This is a genomic window from Streptomyces sp. NPDC002787 (genome assembly GCF_053592095.1).
Map to the genome: position 1 here is coordinate 1 of NZ_JBSFVC010000082.1, position 4,520 is coordinate 4,520.

A 4,520-nucleotide genomic window follows, 5' to 3' on the forward strand; every position below is an offset into this window, starting at 1 on the left:
CCATCATCTCCAACACCGACGACAACCTGATCGCGCGGAACGTCGAGAACATCGGCGTCGAGTTCGACTACGTCATCACCGCCCAGCAGGCCGGCGCCTACAAGCCGGACCGCCAGACCTTCAAGCACGCCTTCCGGACCATGGGTGTTGAGTCGTCGCAGGTCATCCACGTCGCGCAGGGCTGGGAGTACGACCACATCCCGACCCGCGACCTGGGGCTGAAGCGCCGGGTGTGGATCAACCGCTACGGCCGCAAGGGCAGCGCCGACTACCAGCCGTACGACGAGCTGCCCGACCTGTCGGGCCTGCCGAAGCTCCTCGGCTGCTGACCGACGGCGCAACCGGCGAAACAGACCGAGAACACAGAGGACGCACGCCATGAAGCAGATCCCCTACTGGCTGGACACAGCCCCCGCCTTCCCCGACCGTTCCGGAAAGGACCTGCCCGACGAGGCGGATGTGGTGGTGATCGGCGGCGGCCTCACCGGGCTGTCCACCGCCTACCATGCCGCCCGCAAGGGCGCCCGGGTCGTCCTGGTCGAGAAGGACAAGGTCGGCTCGGGCGCCTCCGGCCGCAACGGCAGCATGTGCACCCAGGGCATCACCATCAGCCCCGCCGAGGCGCGCAAGCGCTTCGGGCAGGAGCGGGCCCGTGAGCTGTACGACTCCTTCCGCGAGGCGGTCGACGTCGTCGAGGAGCTGACACAGACCGAGCGGATCGAGTGCGACTTCAACCGCTCCGGCCGGCTCGGCGTCGCCTTCAAGCCGCAGCACTTCGAGTCCATGCGCGCCACCCAGCGTGACCTGGCCGAAAACTTCGACCACGAGACCCAGCTCCTGACCCGCAGCGAGCTCAAGTCCGAACTGGGCTCGGACTACTACCACGGCGCTCTGCTCGACCCGCTCAGTGCCGCCTTGCATGTGGGCAAGTACGTCCACGGCCTCGCCGAGGCCGCCGAGCGCGTCGGCGCGGAGATCCACGAGCGCAACGCCGCCACCGGCCTCACCCGTCTCCCCGGCGGCGGCTTCGTGGTGGAGACCATGAACGGCACCATCCGTGCCAAGCAGGTCATGGCGGCCACGGACGCCTACACCGACAAGTCGATGCCGTGGTTCCGGAAGCGGCTGATCAACGTCGGCAGCTTCATCATCGTCACCGAGCCGCTCGGCGAGGCCCGCGCCAAGAAGCTCATCCCGAACGCCCGCCTGGTGGTCGACTCCAAGAACATCGGCCACTACATCCGGCTCACGCCGGACAACCGCCTCGCCTTCGGCGGCCGGGCCCGCTTCGCCCCCTCCAACGCGGCCTCCGACATCAAGAGCGGTGACATCCTGAAGCGGGAGATGACCGAGATCTTCCCGCAGCTGGCCGGGGTGCGCATCGACTACGTGTGGGGCGGCATGGTCGGCTTCTCCTGGGACCGCATTCCGCACGCGGGCGAGGTCAACGGCCTGTACTACTCCATGGGTTACTGCGGCCACGGCGTCCAGATGGCCACCTACATGGGCCGCGCGGTCGCCGAGATGATGGACGGCAACCCCGAGGCCAACCCGCTCCGCGGCCTCGGCTTTCCCAAGGTCCCCGTCCCCTTCTACAACGGCACCGCCTGGTTCCTGCCCTTCGGCGGCGCCTACTACAAGGCCAAGGACAAGCTCCGCTGAATAGACGCCGGCTGACTCTGCGGGGGAGTTCCGTGAAGCGGTTGCGGGAAGGACCCGTACTCCCATGACCGCCGCCGCAGCCACCCGCAGCGAGCACGACCTTCTCGGTGACCGTGACGTCCCCGCCGAGGCGTACTGGGGCATTCACACCCTGCGCGGGCAGCAAGCACCACCTGATCACCGACGCCACCGGCATCCCACTCGCGGTCACCCTGGCCGACACCAACCGCAACGACGTCACCCAGCTCATCCCACTGCTTCAAGCGGTACCGCCCGTGCGCGGCAAGCACGGCCGACCGCGCCGCCGCCCGGACGTCGTACTCGGGGACCGCGGTTACGACCACGACAAGTACCGCCGGCTCGTCTGGGACCTCGGCGTGAAGCCGGTCATAGCCCGCCGCGGCACCGAGCACGGCTCCGGCCTGGGCACCCAACGCTGGGCCGTGGAGCGCGCGTGCGCCCACCTGCACTGGTTCGCCGCCTGCGCTGGGAGATACGCGACGACATCCACGAAGCCTTCCTCACGCTCGGCTGCGTGCTCATCTGCTGGAGGCGCCTCATCGCCTGTGAGGCCCTCACCCGCAACTGAGAGCCTCCCGTCCTCAACCCTGCCCGAAGGGCCACGCGGCGCGGACCTGGGCGAGTCGCAGACGCTGGGCATCGACCCAGTCGGCGGGCAGGCGCACCAATACACAAACCGAGGTGAGGGACACCGCCGTGTCCCTCACCACCACCTCGATCGCGTTGAGGGCCTCGCCGTGGGAGATGTACGGCCCCTCCGGCGTGATCCGGATCTCCGGGTTTCGACCGTCATCCATCCAGCGAACCGGCTGGCCCTCGGCGAGCAGTTCGAGCGCCTCTGCCCAATCGTCCAGGTCCTCGGGCAGCAGGCACACCTCTGTGAGGTGGCCCTTCGCGAACTCGCTGGCCACCACGATGTCGACGTCAAGGCAGCCATCCCACGGGAGCACTCCGGTTGTTGGCCCCGCCACCCGAACGATCACGCTGTTCTCTTGGTCAGCAAGGTGGATGAGGTCCACCGGGCCGCGCTCGGTCATGTCATATCCCCTGGGCCGTGTACATGTGCCGACTCGTCATGTACACGTCCTCGGCAGAGACGGAGATCATTTTCCTGGCTGCATGTCGATCCTTGGTGTTCGTTCAAGAAAGCGAGGAAGCGGCTCGAGTTCTGCGATGCTGGCCGGCGGAAACCTGTGCGGAGGATCAACGGAACCTTTTTCGGTACTGCGCAGGTGCCGGTCGATGAAACGTTGGGTTCTGCTAAGAACGGTGGCGCACTGGGCCGCTGTGATCTGTCCACGGCTAAGGGCATCAGCAAGGTCGTCGAGATCCAGGACGTGGTAGCGCTCAGCACGGGGTGGTATCAGCAAGTCAACGTAGAGATCATGGACGACAAGCCCAGCCTCGGTGAGTTCAATCTCGACCAGGTCGACGTACCACCAACCCTCTACCGGGCCGTCGAACACAACGGGCCTGGTCAGCTGGATGCCCTGGTCAAGCAATAGGTAGCTGCGATCGACGGTCGGCCGGCCAGGCACCTGGTACTCGGGGAGGATCCGCACGTCGTAGGCGACAACCTCCCCGATCCGGCGCCCGGGACACCACTGACCCGTGCGGTGGAGAACCGAGACATTCTCGATGGGAGGCGGCGCGGTCACCTCGTGACTCTCTCATGACCCAGCAGGTCCGGCCGGTCCGCCTCGGCAGGACCGGGCGGGCAGGTAGCGGTGGACGGTCTCCACGGCCGATTGGGCGGGCAGGGAGCGGGGCAGCCGGCGCCGCTGGAGTCCTTCGGCAAGGGTGTGTTCGCGGGGGTGGCGGTGAGCGTTGTCGATGGCCACCGCGGCGCGAGCGGCCAGCTCCTCGGCGAAGGCCAGGTCGTCCGCGTCAAAGAGGGCTGCTCTGAGCGGGCGGCGGGCTCAGGGCATGACTATGCCGTCCAGCTTGCCCGCCTTGGCGTCGTCGACGCGGTTGGAGAACTCGTCGGGGCTCATCTGGACGCGCTGGCCGAAATCGTCGGTGAGGATGATCCGCTGCTCGGTCGGGGCGTTGGGGTCGACGAAGAGCTGCGGACGGCCGCAGTCGCAGTTGCCGAGCAGAACGCGGCGACGGGTTCCAGTCCGCTGATGTCATTCATGTTGCTCACCTCCGTGGGCTGGACTGTGGCGTGTCGGTGTCCGGAACCGGCGGTCGCGGGGGACTGCACGGGGGTACCCGGCACAAGCGAGGCGGACGCGCGCCGCCGGGATGTGCCAGGGCGCGCTGCATGCAGGATGCGCCCTTGTGCCCTGCTGACCACGCTCCCCGGCCCGCTGGTCCTGGTCGGCCACTCCTACTGCGGTGCCGTCATCTCACAGGCCGCGCGGACAATACACCAGTCGATCTCGTTGGGGGACCTGGCGGTCGGAGCGCTGTTCGATACGGGTGTGCCAATCGCTGCCGTCTGCTCCAGGAGTTCGGCGACGTGGTTGTCGTAGAGCGTGTAGATGATGGAGCGGCCCCGGCGCTCGCCGGTGACCAGGCCGAGGTTGCGCAGCAGGCGCGACTGGTGGGAGCGAGTCCGGTCCGTCCCGGCACGTACGGCGGGCCGTCGAGAGCGCGGGCCCGTGTGGGGTCCACGGTCCTCGTCGGACTGAACGGACTGCGCCTGCTGCGGGACGCGGCTTGGAAGCGGGCCGTGACCGAGGGGCCGGCTGACTGCGGGCGGGGGGCCTTTCCGCCTCACCTGCGGGGCCGCTCTAGGTGTACTCGGTCATGACGTTGGTGACAGTCGACTGATCGGTGGCTGGCCGCCGAGCGCAGTGTGTCGGCGGCCAGTGTTGTAGAAGTCGAGCCAG

General features: G+C 67.9%; 3 protein-coding genes and 4 pseudogenes. 3 read left to right on the plus strand and 4 right to left on the minus strand.

Annotated features, from left to right (window positions below):
- The 3 genes and pseudogenes from ACWD26_RS43950 to ACWD26_RS43960 all read left to right on the plus strand — a co-directional run.
- Positions 1-329, plus strand: a pseudogene (locus ACWD26_RS43950) (haloacid dehalogenase); the annotation flags it as partial.
- A 49-nt stretch (positions 330-378) separates the two neighbouring features.
- On the plus strand, positions 379-1,662 hold the full coding sequence (locus ACWD26_RS43955) for an NAD(P)/FAD-dependent oxidoreductase (protein ID WP_451279366.1): 1,284 nt from the start codon (positions 379-381) through the stop codon (positions 1,660-1,662).
- Positions 1,663-1,820: 158 nt separating this feature from the next.
- A pseudogene (locus tag ACWD26_RS43960) lies at positions 1,821-2,251 on the plus strand (transposase); the annotation flags it as partial.
- 13 nt (positions 2,252-2,264) lie between these two features.
- Here the strand turns inward: ACWD26_RS43960 and ACWD26_RS43965 are convergent.
- From ACWD26_RS43965 to ACWD26_RS43980, 4 genes and pseudogenes are all read right to left on the minus strand, one after another.
- A complete protein-coding gene (locus tag ACWD26_RS43965) occupies positions 2,265-2,720 on the minus strand; it encodes a DUF5959 family protein (protein WP_451279368.1) in 456 nt (151 codons plus the stop codon).
- A 66-nt stretch (positions 2,721-2,786) separates the two neighbouring features.
- Entirely contained in the window at positions 2,787-3,341 is a 555-nt protein-coding gene (locus tag ACWD26_RS43970) for a hypothetical protein (RefSeq protein ID WP_451279370.1), read from the minus strand.
- Positions 3,342-3,602: 261 nt separating this feature from the next.
- Positions 3,603-3,820: pseudogene (locus ACWD26_RS43975) on the minus strand (hypothetical protein).
- Positions 3,821-4,015: 195 nt separating this feature from the next.
- Positions 4,016-4,237: pseudogene (locus tag ACWD26_RS43980) on the minus strand (hypothetical protein); the annotation flags it as partial.
- Positions 4,238-4,520 lie beyond the last annotated feature (283 nt).

What these genes read in the sequence shown, in the direction of transcription:
- ACWD26_RS43955 (WP_451279366.1), top strand. Translation starts at nt 379, where the DNA reads ATGAAGCAGATCCCCTACTGGCTGGACACAGCCCCCGCCTTCCCCGAC.
- ACWD26_RS43965 (WP_451279368.1), bottom strand. Translation starts at nt 2,720, where the DNA reads ATGACCGAGCGCGGCCCGGTGGACCTCATCCACCTTGCTGACCAAGAG.